The organism is Halovivax asiaticus JCM 14624 (assembly GCF_000337515.1).
In the GTDB taxonomy this organism is placed as follows: domain Archaea; phylum Halobacteriota; class Halobacteria; order Halobacteriales; family Natrialbaceae; genus Halovivax; species Halovivax asiaticus.
In genome coordinates this window covers 44112-57405 of the sequence record NZ_AOIQ01000012.1, presented here as the reverse complement: position 1 = coordinate 57405, position 13294 = coordinate 44112, and the positions used below count along the sequence as shown (strand labels likewise).

Annotated in this window: 16 protein-coding genes and 1 tRNA gene; 4 read left to right on the top strand and 13 right to left on the bottom strand. The window is 64.5% G+C overall.

Annotated elements, in window-relative coordinates:
* Positions 1-95: 95 nt before the first annotated feature.
* From C479_RS06850 to C479_RS06825, 6 genes are all read right to left on the bottom strand, one after another.
* Entirely contained in the window at positions 96-410 is a 315-nt protein-coding gene (locus tag C479_RS06850) for a DUF7344 domain-containing protein (RefSeq protein ID WP_007699908.1), read from the bottom strand.
* A gap of 68 nt (positions 411-478) precedes the next feature.
* Positions 479-1495 carry a winged helix-turn-helix domain-containing protein gene (locus C479_RS06845; RefSeq protein WP_007699894.1) on the bottom strand — a complete coding sequence of 339 codons (1017 nt, stop codon included), beginning with the start codon at positions 1493-1495 and terminating at the stop codon, positions 479-481.
* A gap of 97 nt (positions 1496-1592) precedes the next feature.
* Positions 1593-2030 carry an RNA-binding domain-containing protein gene (locus C479_RS06840; protein WP_007699892.1) on the bottom strand — a complete coding sequence of 146 codons (438 nt, stop codon included), beginning with the start codon at positions 2028-2030 and terminating at the stop codon, positions 1593-1595.
* Entirely contained in the window at positions 2027-2593 is a 567-nt protein-coding gene (locus tag C479_RS06835) for an AAA family ATPase (RefSeq protein ID WP_007699889.1), read from the bottom strand. Before C479_RS06835 ends, C479_RS06840 begins: the two co-directional genes overlap by 4 nt.
* A 111-nt stretch (positions 2594-2704) precedes the next feature.
* The gene (locus tag C479_RS06830) at positions 2705-2944 is read right to left on the bottom strand and encodes a hypothetical protein (RefSeq protein ID WP_007699887.1); all 240 of its coding nucleotides are present in this window, start codon (positions 2942-2944) and stop codon (positions 2705-2707) included.
* A gap of 148 nt (positions 2945-3092) precedes the next feature.
* On the bottom strand, positions 3093-3854 hold the full coding sequence (locus C479_RS06825) for a creatininase family protein (protein WP_007699885.1): 762 nt from the start codon (positions 3852-3854) through the stop codon (positions 3093-3095).
* Between the two features lie 101 nt (positions 3855-3955).
* Here C479_RS06825 and C479_RS06820 point away from each other — a divergent pair.
* Positions 3956-4030: transfer RNA gene (locus C479_RS06820), tRNA-Arg, on the top strand.
* 182 nt (positions 4031-4212) lie between these two features.
* Here C479_RS06820 and C479_RS06815 read toward each other — a convergent pair.
* The 5 genes from C479_RS06815 to C479_RS06795 form a co-directional block, all read right to left on the bottom strand.
* On the bottom strand, positions 4213-5601 hold the full coding sequence (locus C479_RS06815; RefSeq protein WP_007699882.1) for a permease: 1389 nt from the start codon (positions 5599-5601) through the stop codon (positions 4213-4215).
* A gap of 10 nt (positions 5602-5611) precedes the next feature.
* Positions 5612-5983, bottom strand: coding sequence for an SHOCT domain-containing protein (locus C479_RS06810; protein ID WP_007699874.1), 372 nt, complete (start codon positions 5981-5983; stop codon positions 5612-5614).
* 282 nt (positions 5984-6265) lie between these two features.
* Positions 6266-8569 (bottom strand): copper-translocating P-type ATPase, encoded by a 2304-nt coding sequence (locus C479_RS06805; RefSeq protein WP_007699871.1) that lies wholly within the window; start codon positions 8567-8569, stop codon positions 6266-6268.
* Between the two features lie 166 nt (positions 8570-8735).
* Positions 8736-9575, bottom strand: coding sequence for an alpha/beta fold hydrolase (locus tag C479_RS06800; RefSeq protein WP_007699868.1), 840 nt, complete (start codon positions 9573-9575; stop codon positions 8736-8738).
* Between the two features lie 161 nt (positions 9576-9736).
* On the bottom strand, positions 9737-10093 hold the full coding sequence (locus tag C479_RS06795) for a hypothetical protein (protein ID WP_007699864.1): 357 nt from the start codon (positions 10091-10093) through the stop codon (positions 9737-9739).
* Positions 10094-10256: 163 nt separating this feature from the next.
* On the opposite strand from C479_RS06795, the gene C479_RS06790 reads away from it, so the two are divergent.
* Positions 10257-10490, top strand: a complete 234-nt coding sequence (locus C479_RS06790; protein ID WP_007699862.1) for a hypothetical protein — start codon at positions 10257-10259, stop codon at positions 10488-10490.
* A gap of 131 nt (positions 10491-10621) precedes the next feature.
* Here the strand turns inward: C479_RS06790 and C479_RS06785 are convergent, their stop codons facing one another.
* Entirely contained in the window at positions 10622-10828 is a 207-nt protein-coding gene (locus C479_RS06785) for a hypothetical protein (RefSeq protein WP_241430172.1), read from the bottom strand.
* Positions 10829-10917: 89 nt separating this feature from the next.
* Positions 10918-11673, bottom strand: a complete 756-nt coding sequence (locus tag C479_RS06780) for a CHRD domain-containing protein (protein WP_007699857.1) — start codon at positions 11671-11673, stop codon at positions 10918-10920.
* A 577-nt stretch (positions 11674-12250) separates the two neighbouring features.
* Between C479_RS06780 and C479_RS06775 the strand changes: the two genes are divergently transcribed.
* Both C479_RS06775 and C479_RS06770 read left to right on the top strand, forming a co-directional pair.
* A complete protein-coding gene (locus C479_RS06775; RefSeq protein ID WP_007699855.1) occupies positions 12251-12574 on the top strand; it encodes a DUF7344 domain-containing protein in 324 nt (107 codons plus the stop codon).
* Positions 12575-12767: 193 nt separating this feature from the next.
* Positions 12768-13196: a universal stress protein gene (locus tag C479_RS06770; protein WP_007699853.1), complete on the top strand. Its 429-nt coding sequence runs from the start codon at positions 12768-12770 to the stop codon at positions 13194-13196.
* Positions 13197-13294: the final 98 nt, after the last annotated feature.

Sequence of the window (13294 nt, the reverse complement as noted above, 5' to 3'; positions counted from 1 at the left end):
GCGGTGACTCCACGGGGCTGCGACTCCGTTCCGCTCCACTCGTCACTCACACTCGCCGACCCTCGTTCGGCCGACTGTCGATCGACCGTCGGGGATCACCCCAGCCGTTCGTCGACGGCGTCGAGCACCGCACACAGCGTCTCGACTCGCGGCGTCGGCTCGATCCGGTCCCGTTCCGGCTCGTACTCGAGGACGTCGGCGTCGGCCAGTTTCGGGACGTCGACGTGTCTGAGCGCGAGCCTGACCTGTTCGTCGTCGCCGTCGCAGTACTCGGTGATCGCCCGCGAGAGGTCGGCCGTCGTCGTCGGCTCTCCCGTGTCGTCCAGGTGTCGGAGCACGTGGTGGCGGCGTGGTTCGCCGAGGAGGCGCCAGACTGTGCTTCCGTCCCCGTCGACAACCGTTTTGGGCATCAGGATTGGTTACACCACTATCGAATAAATAGCCTTCCCGTACGCCACTACTGTTGAATACTCAACTGTTACGACGTGTTGGCTGTCGACGCCCCTTGCTCGTCGGCGGGAATTCGGTCGACGGATCTGACGCACAGGTCGTCACCCAGCTCGGCGACGAGTTGCTCCTCGTCGATCTGGAGGCAGATCCGGAACACGTCCGGCTCCCGTTCGACGATGTCGACGCTGACGGTCCGTTCGATCTGTGCGCGCTCCCACGTCAGCTTGCGCAGGGGGACCGGATCGTCGACGCCGTGATCGTAGTAGAACGCGACGACACCCGGGTGAGTCAAGATCGAAAACCAGAGGACCGATCGTCTGGTGTACCGGCACCGTTCACACTGGAGGATCGCCCAGGCTTCGGTGCGCGAGTCGCAGTTCGAACAGAGTTCGTCGGTCGGTGTATCGTCGTCACTGACCGGTTCGTTGTCGTCAGCGATCGGTTCGTGGTCCTCACAGACCTCGACGCGCGTCTCGATCTGGCCTGCACAGATCGGGCAAATTCCCCGCATCATCGGGATGATCTTCGCGTCGTAGTAGGTGTGGGCGGCATCGACGATCTCCTCCGGCGATCGGCCGGAGAGTCCGCCGGGTGGAAACTCGTAGTGCATGAACGTTCCCCGCGGAAGGTCGCCACCGACGAGTCCCGCACAGGCCGTACACTGGACGGTGATCGTCTCGTCGTCGTAGCGAAGTTCGACCGGCGCGCCGCAGAAGACACATTCGCTGTCGACCGCTCGTGACGATAGTTCCGGATTCGCCGTAATCGTCCCCGCGACGATCGCTCGGACGACTTGCTCACCCGCCAGCCGGAGCTCGTACCCCGAATCCGACTTTCTGATGAAGTGGCCGGCGAGCTTGTCGAGGTGGTACCCGAAGTTTCCCCGGTCGTCGGGGGCGACCGTTCGGCGCAACGCTTCGTAGCGCATGGGCCCGTCGGCTGCCCAGAGCGCGCCCAGAACGTCAAGGCGCGTCTCGTGTCCGAGTGTCGCGAACGCTTCGGACGGGTTGGCGTCCCACGTCGCGCCGTCCGCTGTCGGCAACATATACCGGTACTGATAGTCCCGGTAGTTAAGTCTCCGGGCCGTTTGTGGCCGTTCGAGGGTTCCTGGGCCTGTTACGACCAGACCTATCGGGTTGTAGTCAGGACTCGATCGGCGTGCCGTCCTCGGTTGGCGGCGCGACATGGTCGACGTAGTCCTCGAGCGATGGTTCCTCGACCGTCACGCGAATATCGATCTCCCCGAGTTCGTCCGGTTCGCCGACGGCGAAGGTCGCCCGCTCTTCCAACGCCGGTTGCTTTTTGAGCGCAAACGTGAAGCTGTTGCCGTCGCGGTTGGTGAAGAACTCACTTCTGGCGGTATCGAGGATCTCGTGGCGGTGGAGCAGCTCCGAGAGGTGCTCGAGCGAGTGGGCCCGACCGTAGATCTCGCCGTGGCGCTCCTCGAGGTCGGCTTCCGGCACGATGTTCGCGACCGCATCGCGAACCCGATCCGTTACTTCCGTATCGAAGACAGGTGCCGTGATCTCGACGTCGACGCGATAGATCGCCTCGCCGGGCTCGCTGGTGTCTTCGCTCATTGGTCGACCTGTAGATCGGCGTCGGTGGTGATGATCTCGCGGACGCGCTCGTGGAACGCCGCCAGCGTGTCCGTGTTTTCGACGACGACGTCGGCGTCGGCCATCGCCTCGCCCATCCCCCAGCCGAGTTCGCGTTCGTCGCGTGCGTCGAGCGATTCGCCGCCGTCGGCCGCGCCCGCGTCGCGTCCCCTGTCGTCGAGGCGCTCTCGGCGGATATCGGCCGGCGCTTCGATACTCACGAGCGTGAAGTCGTCACCGAAGGCGTCCTCGAAGACATCGACCTCGTCGTCCGACCGGATCCCGTCGACGAGGACCGCGTCGTGGGTCTCGAGGCGATCTTCGATCATCGGCAGCGACCGCTGGGCGATCGCCGTCGGGCCGTCCTCGTCGCGCAGCGCCTGCGCGACCGCCCCGTGATCCGTCGCCGGATCCAGGCCGCGGTCGGCGGTCTCCTGGCGCACCACGTCGCCCATCGTCACCACGGGGATCCCCGCCTCGCGGGCGACCGTCGCCGCCTCTCCCTTGCCGCTGCCCGGTAACCCGACGGTTCCGATGACGTGCATTGGCTCTCGATACTGGCGAGACGAGCATAAGGGCTGTGGGTTCGGGTCCAGGCGGGGAGGACCAGATTTCAGCCGAGGGATCAGGTTTCGGCTGCAGGATCTCCGCGGGCGCTACATCCGGCTGAGGTGGATCTCGTCGTCGCTGACGGACTTGACGTGGTCGTCGTCTAATGCGTAGGTTCCCTCGTCGGCGTCGCCCCACCCGAGTGTCGCCTTGATCGAGTCCGTCATCCCCGGGTCAGGGTCGACGTGAAGCTGGCCGTCTCTGACCTCTTTGACCATGCCGATCTCGTCGCCGTCGCTGGTTACCACGCGTTTTCCCTCCTCGTCGTCGGTGTAGTGAGCGCACATTGCACCGCAACCGACAGCCAGGAGACGGGTGAATGTGTCAGGGGCAGGCGCAGGCCGTTTAGGTGCGATTGCCCGATTCGACCGCCACGAGCGTCGCCGTTTTCGTCGTCGGGGCGTCTGGACCTCGCATACGACTCGCTGCGCGCTCTCAGACGTATTCGGCGGGGAGCAGGTCGTCTTTCGGCCGGTCGACCAGCCAGTCGGCGAGGTCGACGAGCTGGTCGGTGGCGGCCTCGAAGAGCTGTGCGCCCTTCTCGGCGGAGGCGTCTCGTGGGTCGCCGAATGACCCGTTCGCCGAGTTCTCGATCGAATCGTGGAAGACGCGTGCGCCGTTGCGCGTAAACGTCTCGCGATCGACGGGCGCCATCCCGCCCTCGTACGCCGCGTCGAGTTCGTCCTCGCGGACGAGGTCCTCGAGGTAGGCGACCATCGACGTCTCCTTCGGCCCCGCGTGGGGACCGTTGGTCTCGAAGAGTTCGTCGACGAGTTCCGGGATGGACTCGTCCCACATCCACTCGATGGCGTAGGCGGTGCCGTCTTTGTGGAGGCGTTTCGAGACCTCCTGGAGGTGCTGGACGTTGCCGCCGTGGGCGTTGACGTAGATGACGCGGTCGATGCCGTGGGCGGTCAGGTTCCGCGTGAGACTCTCGACGTAGTCCCGAAACACGGGCGGTTCGACCCACATCGTCCCGGGGAACTGCCGGTGGTGGTCGCTCACGCCGATCGTGATGGTGGGTGTACAGAGATAGCCAGTCCGTTCGGCGGCCTCGCGAGCCAGCCCGCGGGCGATCATATGATCTGTCCCCTCGGGGAGGTGCGGACCGTGTTGCTCCGTCGAGCCCAGCGGTACCAATGCGATCGATTCGTCGTACGCCGCCACCTCGGGCCAGGTGACATCCGGCAGGTGCATGGATGACTGCAAGGCCTCGGTCACCAACGGTCTTCCGGCTTCGGCGGGATAAGGGCCAAATCCATACCGCTTATGCCACCCGCGACGGAACCTGTTTGCGAGGGCACGTAGCTCAGTCCGGATAGAGCGTCGGACTTCTAATCCGACGGTCGTGGGTTCGAATCCCATCGTGCCCGCTCCGCCGGCGAACGATAGTGAGCCGTGCTGAGCGTACCTCGTTGGATTCGAGCCCTGCCAGTCGCGCGCAGCGAACGGCGTGAGCGAGCACGTCTGGCTTCGGTTCGAATCCCATCGTGCCCATACGCATTCGCTGCGCGAGAGCGAAGGGATAGCCGGAAAGTCTCGAGCCAGCAACGTCTCAGTGGTGATCGTGGCCTTCCGAGATGACCGGATCGACCGTGGCGTAGCTGTCAGGCTGTTCCTCGAACGATCGTTTGCACGCCGTCGAACAGAAGTGATAGGTCTCGCCGTCGTGCGACACGCTCGGTCCGTCGTCGTCGGTGCGCATCCCGCACACCGGGTCCCGATACTGACCCGGTGCGCCGAGTCCCCGCCGGTAGACGTAGAAGAGGAAGCCAGAGAGCGCGAACGCGATCAGGTTGAGGTAGAAGGTGTAGTTCAGTTCGAAATAGGTCTGCTCGCTCGCAGTCATACCGCCAGCGAGATCGGGGACGATCCCGAGGACGTCGAACAGCTGTTCCATGAGAAAGCCCGTGAACGCCATCGTCACGAAGAATACGCCGAGGATGTAGGCCATCACCTTCCAGCCGTAGTACTTTCGGTAGACGTTGAGTACGGGGATCGTGATGAGGTCTGCGTAGACGAACGCGATGACGCCGGCAAAGCTCACACCGCCGCCCCAGAGCGCGACGGCGAACGGGACGTTCCCCATGCTCCCGACGAAGCTGATGACCGCGATGGCCACTCCCATGACCGCGTTCTCGGCGCTGACTAGCAGCCCGTCGCCCTGGAGGAACAGCGTGTTCCAGACCCACTGAGGCACGAACACGATGACGAATCCCGAGATCAGAAAGCCCGCGATCACGTCTTTGTAGAGCATCGACCACTCCTTTCGATACTGGTTGCCGACTTTGTACCACCCGCCCCACGACCGCAGTTCGTCTCGCCAGCCACCGCTGCTCGCCGCCTCCTGTCGATAGGTCTCCATACACCCCGCAGAGCAGAATTTCAGGGTTTCTCCGCCGTCCGTCACGAGCGAATACTCGTCTTTTCCTTCCATTCCGCAGGTCGGGTCCTCGGAGACGCCGTGATCGTGATCTTGCTGGTTCAGTTCGGCGCGGACGTCCTCGAACAGGGTCTCCGGAAGCGTCAGGTGGACGATGACCGCCATCACTGCGATGAGGATCACGCCGCCGAGCAACTCGGCGACGAGGAACTCCCAGCCGAGCAGGATCAGGATCATCAGGCCGAGTTCGACGATGAGGTTCGTTGAGGCGAACATGAACGCGAGGAAGGTCACGACGTGGGCGCCTTTCTTGAACAGTCCCTTACCGATGGCGACGGCGCCGAAGCTGCAGCCACTGCTGGCCGCACCGAACACCGTCGCTTTCGTGACGCCGGCGATATCGCCGTCCCCGAGCACCGACGCCATTCGCTCTTTCGAGACGTAGACCTGGACGAGACTGGTGATCACCAGTCCCATGATGATCGCCCACGCCGCCGTCCAGAGGAAGCCGAACCCGATTCGGAGCGCCTCGACCACCGCTGTGTCAAGTGCTGCCTGCATAGATGTGCTGTTACGATTCGTTTTCGAGCCGTTCCAGGCGCCGTTCGTACTCTTCGTCGCTCAGGTCGCCTCGTGCGTAGGCAGATCGGAGCTCGTCGAGTGCAGGATCGGTCGATTCTTCCCGCCCATGTAGCGCCTGGTAGCCGAGGTACAGGGCGCCGATGACCAGGGCGAGGAAGAGTAACTGCACACCAACGCCGATGATGAACATCCAGGCGGCTGGTCCACCTGTGCCCCACATGTGGTCACCCCACACCCCATCCATCATCGGACCGGATCCCATCATGCCACCCCACATGCCGAACGTGGGGAGGACGATGAGTGCACCGACGAGTAGCAGGACGAGCCAGACTAATCGGCGAGTGGTCGTATCGGTGGTCATGATTTTGGATCGTGAGTCGCGTCGAGACGCGACCCCTATCTAGAGGGACGGGTGCAGCGTTTACTTCGATTGTCCTTATGATATCAAGGTAGTGTGGGCCCGAATCCTTGGAATACAATCTGTCTTGGTCCGGGTGGATCCTGTTCATCGGATCGTGGCCGTTCTCCGGAGGGCTCCGTCGGTCGTCCATCGGCGCTCATATCCAACGGCGTCATCGCCGACGCCTGTACACACCAGTTCAAACACCCATGCCGACGCCATCCCGTCCGTGAACGACCGTTGTCACTCAGCAGGCTGAGATCTCTCCGGTGTGGATCCGTCGGGAAGCCCCGGGACCGAAAGGTCCACCCGACGAAGCAGCTGTGCATTGACTGCGACGATCACCGTGCTGAGGGACATCAACAGTGCACCAACGGCCGGTGAGAGGAGGAACCCGATCGGTGCCAGTATTCCTGCGGCCAGCGGAAGTGCGACGACGTTGTAGCCGGCCGCCCAGACGATGTTCTCTTGCATCTTCCGGTAGCTCGCCTTGCTCAGCGTCACGAGTCGAACGACGTCCACGGGATTGTTCTGGACGAGGATCACGTCGGCCGACTGGACGGCCACGTCGGTCCCGCTGCCGATGGCGATGCCGACGTCCGCTCGGGTGAGCGCCGGCGCATCGTTGACGCCGTCGCCGACCATCCCGACCAGTTTCCCCTGGTCCTGGAGTTCCTGGACCGTCACGTCCTTGTCTTCTGGCAGGACCTCGGCGAACACCGTATCGATGCCCAGTTCCGCCGCAACTGCGTTCGCCACGTCCGCTGAGTCACCGGTGAGCATCGCGACCTCGACCTCGAGGTCGTGGAGCGCGTCGACGACCCGGTAACTCTCCGCACGGATCACGTCGGCCATGGCGAAGGCCGCGATCGCTTCTCCCTCACGGACGAGATAGACGACAGTCTGGGCGTTCTCTCCGGCTTCTTCGGCGAAGGTCTGGAGGTCCGAGGGGACCGCGCTGTCGAGGTGGGTCAGGAGGTTCGGGCCGCCGACGAACACCTCGTCACCGTCGACGACTGCCCTGACCCCACGACCCTTCATCGCCTCGAAATCATCCGAAGCCGGCGTCTCGACGCCTCGCTCGGCGGCGGCTTCGCGGATGGCACGGGCGATCATGTGCTCGGAATCTCCCTCCACAGCCGCGGCCAGCGCCAGCGCCTCGTTCTCATCGACGCCGTCGACGGTTACCGACGCGACGACCCCGTGCTCGCCCTCCGTGAGCGTTCCAGTCTTGTCGAAGATGATCGTGTCGAGGTTCCGCGCTCGTTCCATCGCGATGCGATCGCGGACCAACATCCCGTTTCGGGCTGCGAGCGACGTGTTGATCGCGACGACGAGTGGGATGGCCAGCCCGAGCGCGTGCGGGCACGCGATCACCAGCACCGTGACGACCCGCTCGATGACGGCGGCATCGAACGTCGTTGCCAGCGTCCAGGCCACTGCCGTGACGAGCGCCGCCGACACCGCGACGTAGAACAGCCAACCAGCGGCTCGGTCGGCGAGTACCTGCGTCCGCGACGTGCTTCGCTGGGCCTCCTCGACCAACCGCATGATTCCGGCCAGCGTGGTTTTCTCTCCCGTGGCGTCGATCCGCGCGCGGAGGCTCCCGTCGCCATTGACGGTCCCGCCGATGACTTCGTCGCCGGGTTCTTTCGACACCGGCCTCGATTCGCCCGTAATCATCGCCTCGTTCACGTCCGACTCGCCCTCCACGACGACCGCATCGGCCGGCACACTCGCACCCGGGCGGACGAGGACGCGGTCGCCCTCCGAGAGCGCACTCACCGGTACCTCCTCGGTCTCGCCATCCTCGGTGAGTCGTTCGGCCGTATCGGGCAACAACTCCGCCAGTTCGTCGATGGCGCTCGACGCCCGCCGGACCGACCGCATCTCGATCCAGTGGCCCAGCAGCATGATGTCGATCAGGGTCACCAACTCCCAGAAGAACGCCGTCTCGGCCAGGTCGAAGACGCTCGCGAGGCTGTAGACGAATGCGACGGTGATCGCCATCGAAATGAGCGTCATCATTCCCGGCGCCCGATCCGTCACTTCCGGAACCGCCATCCGAAGGAACGGAACGCCCCCGTACGCGAAGACGATTACCGCGAAGACGGGGGTGATCCATTCGCTGCCGGGAACCGCCGGAACGGTGAAGCCGAGCCACTCCTGAAGCGTCTCACTGTAGAGGAGCACCGGGACCGAGAGCAGCGTCGAGACGAAAAAGCGCCGACGGAACAGCTGTTCGTGCCCAGCGTGCATCCCTCCGTGGTCGTCGTGACCGCCAGTTCCGTGTTCGCCGTGGCCGTCCGCTCCGTGTCTGCCGTGCCCGTCCGATCCGTGTTCGTCGGGATTGTCCGATCCGTGTTCGTGGTGCGACGCTTCGGCAGGGTGCCGACTTCCAGCAGTGTCTGTGGCTTCCGATTCACGCACCGACTCCTCGACGGGCGATTCGTCGGTTCCCATCCGCCCCTCGCTGTCGCTTCCGATACTGTGGGGATCGTGCTCCCCCGACGACTCGTCTCCTGGTTGATCGGTGTGCTCGTCCATTGGTATCGTATTACGTGCCTGTAGGGCAGCTGGGGTAATGGATGTACGGAGCCGCTCGTTGAAACGGGGGACTTCGTACTGGAGGCCAGTGTGCTGTCACGGCCGTTCATCACGACGAAAAACCGGCCTCGTTCGCTCTCCGCTCGACCGATGGCGTCGCTCCGCTTCACCCGCTTTCGGATACACGGCGGTCTGCGGTGAGCCACTCGAAGATGTCGCGTTGCTGGTCGAGGAGGACACCGAGATGGTCGGTGTCGGATTCGACCACGTCGGCTCCGACCTCGTCAGCGAGGGTTCTGACGGGTTCGATCGCAGCGTTCGTATCTGCCGTCCCGTGCCACCAGCGGAGGGGGCTGTCGACGCCGTCCGCGTCGAGTGACTCTCTCGCGAAACGGCGACACTCCCTGGCAACCGCGTTTGTTCCCTGACGGAGGGCTTCGTGGAAGTCAGCGCCGACGGCCTGCGTCACTGGATCGGGAACCGCACGATCGGTGTACTGCGCGACGATGCGATCGGGGCCGCTGACCGAAGCGAGAGCGCTCGAGAGGCGAAAGAGTGCGCGGAGGCCGTAGGGAATCTTCGAGACCGTCGCGAGACCGTTTTCGGCAGGAGGAACGACTGTGCTGACGAGTGCGATCCGCGTCGTCCAGTCGGCAGCTGCCGTTGCGATCGCGAAGGGGCCGCCCCCCGAAAAGCCCATGTGGGCGGCGCGATCGATCGATTCCGCGCGTCGGACGGCATCGAGGTCGGCAGGCCAGTCGCTCCACGTCCATCCATCCGGCGGTGGGGACGAGCAACCGTACCCTGGCCGATCGGGGATGACCAGCCGACAACCTGCCGCCTTCGCGGAATCGGTAACGAGCGAGCCGAACAACCGCGAGCCAGGGGAACCGTGGTGGACAAAGACGGGCAGTCCGTCGGGATCTCCACTCGTGGTATAGGCGACCGTGCGGCCGTCGGAAAGTGTACACTCACCCGTCCGAGAGTCGGACGCGCTATCGGCCATCAGTTCGTCCGCGCCATGGGGTGGGGCTGCGAGCACGATCGAGCCTTCCTCTCTGCCAGATAATTGGTTTGTGATTTAGATATTACTACTGTGGTGACAAACGCCCTCGTGCGCGACGTACGCCTCAGCATCGAGCGGCAGTGGTCCCCAGAAACTCGTCGTCAGTCCAGCCAGACGTCGTAGGTGTACTGCCCGCCGGAAAGCGAATCGGCGACCGGGATATCGATCCCGATCTCGAAGGAGTTGGTTCGGTTCGCGCCGACCGTGATCGCCTTCTGTTCGGTGAACGTGTCCCCGCCTTCGAGGTCGACTTGCCCGACCAGCGTTCCCGATTTCGAATCCGACGCGGTGTTTTCGACTTGCGCAGTGAGTTCGATGTTGCCGAACGTGGTCGTCCGAGCGTTCATGCCGGTGACGTCCAGCCCGCCGGTCACCTCGCTCACCGCATCGGAACAGCCCGCGAGCAGGGGGATCGTCGCGGCAGCGCCGGCGACTTTCGTAAACTCTCTCCGGTCCATGGCGCGTCCTCTAAAGCCCAATTATAAATCCCTTCTCAATTTATACTGGTCTCGCCGCCACTCCAGTTGAGGACGACACCGTCTCTGTCACCCACCCGGCCTCGCGAAGACCACGGCGCCCGCATGTCGACGTCTTATTCCCTCTCGTCTCGATAGCCGCCGTATGGAACTCGTCGGACAAACGCTCCGTGACCGCCTCGTCCAGGCACTCGTCGTCTTCGCCGTCCTCCTCGTGCTCGGCTACGTCCGGAACGATATCGACTGGGTGTTCCTGGGTGGCACCACCGCACTCTTCTTCGTGATCTCGCTCGGCCTCGATGCACTCTGGGCTCGGTACAAGGGGCGAGCGGACGACGATGAGACGGCCGGCGAACGAACGACGGGTGAACGTGGATAATACCGGAACTTCCACGCTGTACACGCACCGTCGAGGGCTGGATTCGCCGACCACCCACTCCAGCCACCGACGGGCGAGTAGGCCGAACCGGCACTGACACAGGGCACTGCATAGCCACGTCGTGGGCTCTCTCAGTCCACGATCGAGCGATATCCGTCCCGAAGGCCCACCCCGATGCCGACGAGGATCGCGACGACGGCCCCCGCGGTGACGATCGGCTCCAGGTCTGCTACCGAGGGGAGTGGCGTATACGTGCCGAGGACGAACCCGATCACTGCGATCGCCCAGAGGAAACACGCCGCGGCGAGTCCAAGGGAGAGCGAACGGCGAGCGTTCACGCCGTCTCCTTCCCGGCCGCGCCAGGTAATCATTTCGACGTCGCCCGACCTTCTCTGGTCGACTAGATTACGCGCTTCGCGTCACGCCTTCAGCCGCCGTATCCGCCGTCACCGCCGCTTTCGTTCCCGCTGGACTCGTTGCCGGCGTCGTCACCGACGCTCTCGTTGTCGGTCGCGTCGTCTCCCGAAGCATCATCGTCCGTGACGTCATCGCCCTGCTCGTCGTCCGCGTCGGTATCGGTCACCGCGTCGGCCACGTCCGCGGCTGACAGGAGCTGGCCTCTGATCTCGCCGGCGGGGTTGGCCTCCGTGTGAACGTTCACGTAGGTGTCGCCGCTCGCGATCTGCTCCAAGAGCGCGTCCATAGTCTGGCCGTCGACCTCCTCGGTGAGGTGGTCCTCGGTGATCGTTCCGGTGGCGAGGATGCCGTCGAACCGGCCCTCCTCCAGCCCGGGTTCGGTGGCGTCGGGGCCAGGATAGAGCCAGACCGCGACCGGCCCATCCTCGCCCGCGGCGCCCAGGTGGATGTGCGCCTGCGTCACGTCTTCGATCGCGTGGACGAGCACGGCGTACTCGAGTTCGCTCCGCTCCTCGTTCGCGCTGACCACCGCGCCACCCGTCGCCTCGGTGTCGATCTCTTCGGTCTGTTGGGCGCCGGTCAGCGCGGCGATGGAGAGGCCGGGGTAGTCGCCGGTGTCGTCCTGCGCGGCGACGCCGGTGGCCGAGACCCCCAAGCTGGCTCCGAGCGCCGTCGCCGCCCCGGCTGCCAGGATGCCCCGCCGGTGTATCCCTCTCGATCCGTTACGCTGCGATGTCGCCGTCTCCGCCGGTGTGTCGTTACTCATGGTCTCTGTCTGCGGATTTGATCGCTCTCGTTCAGCCCCCGACTCGCGGTCGAGCCGGTCGGCGAGTCGTCGCGGGCACCCCTCGAGACCGAGGAGAACCCGACGAACACGATCACGGGCCGGTCAAAGAGGGCCGCGGACCGTTACACGGTAAATGTGAGACTGATGTCCGCCCGTCGTCTCGCGGCCCACCGACTAGCCGTCGTTGGCATCGGAGTACGAGTGATTAGGGGTCGACAATGACGCACTACCCGACTGGCGCGTCGTCGACGCCGGAGTCGGTGGGCCTCGGGTCGACGGTGCTGGACCGTCTGCTCTGGATGTGGCGTTCGTCGATCGTTACTTCGCCTTCAGTTGTCTTTTGTCACACCCCCACAGAACGCCAGCCAACTCCTAGCCGTCACAGACGCTTTTTGTCACTGTCACATTGTGGAGTACGAAGTCTTATGGTACTCCTTCACACACATGGTGGTATCCGTGCGCTGCAGTTGTCGAATTGCGCACCCTGAAACGGCAATGGCGGACAGGGACAGTTCCACGTGATACCATGATCCCCCGAACTCACGACTCAGCCCGAGTGGACGACTCCCGCGAACACTCTCCCACCGCGCTGTTTGCGGCCTTCGCCGACGAACGACGGCAGCGTGTAGTGGCCTCGCTTGCCGCCTCGCTGGAACCGATGTCGGTGAGTGACCTCGCCGAACGCATCGCGGCCGAGGAAGGCCAGTCGATACCTGACCACCGCGAACGAGTAGAAACGGCGCTGGTGCACAGTCACCTTCCACAGTTGCAGGATGTCGGACTCGTCCAGTACGACGCAGTCGGCGGGACCGTCGAACTGGCCGTCCCCCGGCACGTCGTCGCCCCGTACCTGACCCTCGCCGGGTACACCGTTCTCTAGCCGACCGTGGTACCGAGTCGTCGACCGACAGGGGTGACAGCTGTTGGGTCGGTACTGGCGGCCCGCCTTCCAGGTTCTCCACCGCGACGGCCTCCTTGTCGTGCCAATGTGGGCACCCCACTCTCCGGCGACGCCTCACGATCTCGCTCGGCCGACCCACACAACTTTGTACCCGGTCGCGATTGCTTCGAGTATGGTGTCGCGTATTCTCGTGCCGTACGACGCGAGCGGCCCGTCCGGGGCCGCGCTACGGTTCGCCTTCGAACACTTCCCGGACGCGTCGATCGAGGTGCTCCACGTCGTCGAACCGTTCGCCGATCACACCGACGCGGGGAGCGATCACGGCCGGCATCAGTGGCGCGAACGCGCGACCGAGCTGGCAGCGGAACACTTCGACGAGGCGCGGGCGATCGCCGCCGAGTACGACGCCTCGATCGAGACGGACTGGCGGTACGGCCGACCGGGCCACGAGGTCGTCGCCCACGCCACCGCCGGCGACTTCGACCACGTCGTGATGGGCAGTCACGGCCGCAGTGGTATCGAACGGCTCATGCTCGGCAGTGTCGCCGAGACGACGATCCGGCGCGCGGGCGTCCCGGTGACGGTCATCCCGGAGACCTGACCGACTGTCTCCCGTCGCGACCAACCACGGTCGGGCTGCGTCGCCTCATCGACAGTCATCCCGATACGAAACCTGCGCTGGCGACCCGAGGCTATTAG

Bases quoted from the DNA above. Each gene is read 5' to 3' on its own strand.
- C479_RS06840 (WP_007699892.1), bottom strand. From the start codon at position 2,030: ATGAGCGAAGACACCAGCGAGCCCGGCGAGGCGATCTATCGCGTCGAC.
- C479_RS06780 (WP_007699857.1), bottom strand. From the start codon at position 11,673: ATGAGTAACGACACACCGGCGGAGACGGCGACATCGCAGCGTAACGGA.
- C479_RS06795 (WP_007699864.1), bottom strand. From the start codon at position 10,093: ATGGACCGGAGAGAGTTTACGAAAGTCGCCGGCGCTGCCGCGACGATC.
- C479_RS06835 (WP_007699889.1), bottom strand. From the start codon at position 2,593: ATGCACGTCATCGGAACCGTCGGGTTACCGGGCAGCGGCAAGGGAGAG.
- C479_RS06830 (WP_007699887.1), bottom strand. From the start codon at position 2,944: ATGTGCGCTCACTACACCGACGACGAGGAGGGAAAACGCGTGGTAACC.
- C479_RS06810 (WP_007699874.1), bottom strand. From the start codon at position 5,983: ATGACCACCGATACGACCACTCGCCGATTAGTCTGGCTCGTCCTGCTA.
- C479_RS06815 (WP_007699882.1), bottom strand. From the start codon at position 5,601: ATGCAGGCAGCACTTGACACAGCGGTGGTCGAGGCGCTCCGAATCGGG.
- C479_RS06825 (WP_007699885.1), bottom strand. From the start codon at position 3,854: ATGCACCTGCCGGATGTCACCTGGCCCGAGGTGGCGGCGTACGACGAA.
- C479_RS06845 (WP_007699894.1), bottom strand. From the start codon at position 1,495: ATGTTGCCGACAGCGGACGGCGCGACGTGGGACGCCAACCCGTCCGAA.
- C479_RS06800 (WP_007699868.1), bottom strand. From the start codon at position 9,575: ATGGCCGATAGCGCGTCCGACTCTCGGACGGGTGAGTGTACACTTTCC.
- C479_RS06790 (WP_007699862.1), top strand. From the start codon at position 10,257: ATGGAACTCGTCGGACAAACGCTCCGTGACCGCCTCGTCCAGGCACTC.
- C479_RS06850 (WP_007699908.1), bottom strand. From the start codon at position 410: ATGCCCAAAACGGTTGTCGACGGGGACGGAAGCACAGTCTGGCGCCTC.
- C479_RS06805 (WP_007699871.1), bottom strand. From the start codon at position 8,569: ATGGACGAGCACACCGATCAACCAGGAGACGAGTCGTCGGGGGAGCAC.
- C479_RS06770 (WP_007699853.1), top strand. From the start codon at position 12,768: ATGGTGTCGCGTATTCTCGTGCCGTACGACGCGAGCGGCCCGTCCGGG.